Here is a 1,091-nt window from a genome sequence, read left to right as displayed (position 1 = left end):
GTGTTTTTTTATTTATTTTTTCTTAAGGTGGCTAACTTGATTATAAAATTCGCCAACGTTAATACAATGTTAAATAAAGAAATTATTTCCAGCCGTTTGGAAGTAGGTATTTCCTTTACAGAATTTACTTACCAAATCTTACAATCACTAGATTTCCTAACACTTTATCGTCAACACAATGTACAATTGCAAGTTGGTGGTGGTGACCAATGGGGTAATTTGACTGCTGGTTTGGATTTGATCCACAAAGCTGAAGGTCAAGATGCTAAAGTTTATGCATTGACAATTCCATTACTTCTTAAAGCTGATGGCACAAAGTTCGGTAAAACTGCTGGTGGAGCTGTCTGGCTTGACCCTAAGAAGACCTCACCTTACGAATTTTATCAATTCTGGTTCAATCAAGATGACAAGGACGTTATCAACTTATTGAAGAAATTTACTTTCTTGTCAAAAGAAGAAATTGACTCCTTAGCAGAATCAGTTAAGACTGCACCTGAAAAGCGTTTGGCTCAAAAAACTTTGGCCCAGGAAGTTACTAAGTTTGTTCACGGTGAAGAAGCTTTAAAAAAGGCCGAAAAAATTACTGATGTTTTGTTCTCTGGTGAGATTCAAGAATTGACAACAGAAGAAGTTGGGGAAGCATTCCATGGTGTCCCTAGTGAAGAAATTTCAAGTGATCCTATCAATCTAGTTGACCTTTTGATTGCTGTTAACGTCGACAAGTCAAAACGTCAAGCTCGTGAAGATATTCAAAATGGTGCTATCAGAATCAATGGTGAGAGATTGACTGATACAACAACTGAAATCAATCCAAAAGATTCATTTGACGGCAAGTACATCGTAATTCGTCGTGGTAAAAAGAAATATTTCTTAGCAAAAATTAACTAATACTATTGACTGAGAATGTGAAATCGTTTATATTATTTGCAACGAAAACTTTTAATCGAGTCCTGTGAGGCTTGGAAGGTTACTTACACATTAGACAGAAAAAGTGTAAACTTCCTTTCCTTGTGGGATAGGAAGTTTTTTGTTTACGGCAGATTGCAAGAAATAACCGAACACTTTTTAAAACTTAATATTTTCCATAAAGA

General features: G+C 35.3%; 1 protein-coding gene. It reads left to right on the top strand.

Annotation, left to right across the window (positions count from 1 at the left end; translation table 11 throughout):
* On the top strand, positions 1 to 888 hold an 888-nt coding region (gene tyrS, locus FC88_RS07890), incomplete at its 5' end, for a tyrosine--tRNA ligase (protein WP_057814483.1).
* Between the last annotated feature and the right edge of the window lie 203 nt (positions 889 to 1,091).

Origin of the sequence: Companilactobacillus futsaii JCM 17355 (assembly GCF_001435505.1) — a bacterium.
Classification (GTDB): Bacteria; Bacillota; Bacilli; order Lactobacillales; family Lactobacillaceae; genus Companilactobacillus; species Companilactobacillus futsaii.
Note: the sequence above shows the minus strand (reverse complement) of the source record. Positions and strands in the feature narration are given on the sequence as shown.